The sequence below is a fragment of the Proteiniclasticum sediminis genome (assembly GCF_018128025.1).
Classification (GTDB): domain Bacteria; phylum Bacillota; class Clostridia; order Clostridiales; family Clostridiaceae; genus Proteiniclasticum; species Proteiniclasticum sediminis.
Window position 1 is genome coordinate 5825 of the sequence record NZ_JAGSCS010000033.1, and the last position, 2721, is coordinate 8545.

Sequence of the window (2721 nt, forward strand, 5' to 3'; positions counted from 1 at the left end):
GCTTCCGGCGGGATGTCATAGTCCGTATAAGCGCCATTGGTGCCGCCGACGGCTGGCGGGGTGTAGGGGTCAGTCCCCTCGATGAAGAAATAGGGATTGAGATACTGGCCATTTAAAGTCAGTTCCAGGTGCAGATGGCTGCCCGTACTGGCACCGGTGCTTCCGGCCTTGGCGATAGCCTGTCCCCGCAGGACGCTCTGTCCTTCTGTTACCAGAATGCTGGAGCAGTGGGCATAGGTGCTACGATAGCCATCCGTGTCCGCAATGACCACATAGTTGCCATAGCCGCTGGCATCGTAGCCGACACGGACCACTTCGCCGTCATGGATGGACTGGATCGGAGTTCCCAAAGGCACACCCAAATCCAATCCACGGTGGATCTGCAACCGGTCTGTGATGGGATGGACACGCCAGCCGTAAAGGCTAGTGACATGGCTCGGCCAATTGAAGGTAAAGGGATTACCAAAATACTGTTTGTTGCCCTTGGTATCCATGTACACGAGATACATTTCCCGTTGGTCAGCGCTCATGCGGGGATAGACCACCGAATACAGGGACTGGCTGCTCAGGTTGATGTTCAGGATGTAGAAATTATAGGGGACCTCCACCTCATAGCTTTCGCGAATGATCTGGACCTCTCCGGTTTCCGGATCAGTCACGGTATAGGTCCGGTAAAGGGTTTCGGTGCGGTATCGCACCTCGACGGTCTCTGTGATGCTTAAGCTGTACATGGAGGAAAAGAGAGATCTCAGCTCAGCTTCGACCTCCGCGTAGGTAAAATCTTCGAATCTTGCCGTCAGATAAGCGATCAGCTCATGAGGATCATGGCCGATGGGATCAACGGTGTAGCGGTATTCATCAAAGCCGGGATAATCCCGTTCGATGTTGAGCAGGTCATACTGCAGCTCTGCCTCCAGCCTGGTGTACTCCAGATCAGCGGCAGTGATGTCCTCATCGGATGCGGTGTAGGAAGTCGTGAGAAAGGCGTTGAGTCCGCCTACGGCCATCTGGGAGCAGCTGGCAAAGGTATTCAGGATCAGCATGACAACAAAGAAGATGCCGATAATCCCCAGAAAAACCTTGCTGTGCCGGGCAACGAAAGCGGTCGCCTTCTCCAGCGCTTCCTTCGCTTTCTTCGCGGTCTTCACGGTGGTTTGGGCCGTCTTCTGAACGGTTCCCGCACCTCTTCCGGCTTTAGCCGCAGCGTATTCCTTCTTGATGGCCTGCTTTTGCTGCCAGCGGGATAAGGGGTTGGTCGAGAAGAGCGGCTGTTCACTGGCTGCCCGTTTTTGAAGCAGGCTGACATTGGCCTGGTCCAGCTTTTTCTCCGCCTTCAGGGATTTTCGCTCCGCTTTCAGCGCATGGGAGCGGTGAGCATTTTGGGCGGTCCGGACAGTGCCTTCAGCGGTTCCTTCCAGGCGGTGGGCAGCCTCCACGCCGATATTGTCATCTTCGGATCTTGCAATCTGCCGGTGGACCTCCGCAGCGGACTTGAAAGCTGAGGGTGTTTTCTTCACCTGAAGCTCTTCAAACTGCAGTTTCACTGGCTTTTTCATGGGACCAAAGGAAATGCTCTTCTCGTGGGTTCCCAGTGATTCTGCCTTGGACTTTTTTGCTGCTTTCTCCAGCTTATTCGCAGCCTTATCTGCCTTCTGAGTGGCTTTTTGAAGCTCCGGGCGGCTGCGCTCCTCCTCTGTGAACTGAAGCCGGGTGACGGTGCGTTTGGCTTTCTTAGCGCTCATCTCACACCCCCTTGACCTCAGCTGGCTTCGTCGTCATGATGCGGTAGAGCTCGGTATCCTTTGGGAAACGGTCTGCAAAGGGCAGGATCACATTTCCGTAGAACAACAGGCCTTCACCTTCACCGGAATGGGTGACGTAGGACAGCTGGTGGGGAGAGATGTTGAGCTGCTTGGCCAGGATCTGCCGGTCACCGCCTGCCTGGTTCAGCATGTATACAAAGTCGCTGTTTTCGAAGATATTTTCGATTTCCCGAGAGGATAATAGGTCCTTGACGTTCTGGGTGATGCCCGTCGGGATGCCGCCCCACTTTCTGAATCGCTTCCAGATCTCGACCGAGTAGGCGGCGGTCTGCTCTTCCTTGAGCAGCAGATGGAATTCATCGATGTAGTAGCGGGTGCTTCGGCCTTCCGCCCGGTTGGTGGTCACGCGACCCCAGACCTGGTCCTGGACGATGAGCATGCCCAGCTTTTTCAGCTGCTTGCCCAGTTCCTTGATGTCAAAGCAAACCAGGCGGTTCTGGATATTCACGTTGGTCCGATGGTTAAAGACGTTGAGCGAGCCGCTGACGTAAATTTCCAGGGCCGTTGCAATGAGACGGGCTTCCTTTTCCGGCTGCTCCAGAAGGATTCGGTGCAGATCTCCCAGGATAGGGACATTCTCCGGCTTGGGCTCATTGAGATAGGCCTGATACACCATGCGCACGCAGCGGTCGATGACAGTCTTTTCAATGGGCTGGAGGCCCTCTCTGCCGCCGACGATGAGCTCACACAGGGAGAGAATGAAGTCGGATTTCAGGGACAGCGGACTCTCGTCCTCTGAGTAATTCAGATTGATGTCCATAGGATTAATGTAATGTCCGCTGGTGGGCGAGATCTTAATGACCTGGCCCTGCAGGCGCTCCACCAGGGGGTAATACTCGCCCTCAGGATCGCAGATGGTGATGTCGTCCTGGGTGATGAGAAAGGCATTGGCGATCTC

General features: G+C 55.1%; 2 protein-coding genes. Both read right to left on the minus strand.

Features of this window, described 5'->3' with window-relative positions; all coding sequences use genetic code 11:
• A partial coding sequence (locus tag KCG48_RS14080; RefSeq protein ID WP_211802819.1) for a M23 family metallopeptidase occupies window positions 1-1742 on the minus strand: 1742 nt, incomplete at its 3' end.
• A 1-nt stretch (window position 1743) separates the two neighbouring features.
• Window positions 1744-2721 (minus strand): VirB4-like conjugal transfer ATPase, CD1110 family (locus KCG48_RS14085; protein ID WP_408004746.1); only part of this gene is annotated, 978 nt, incomplete at its 5' end.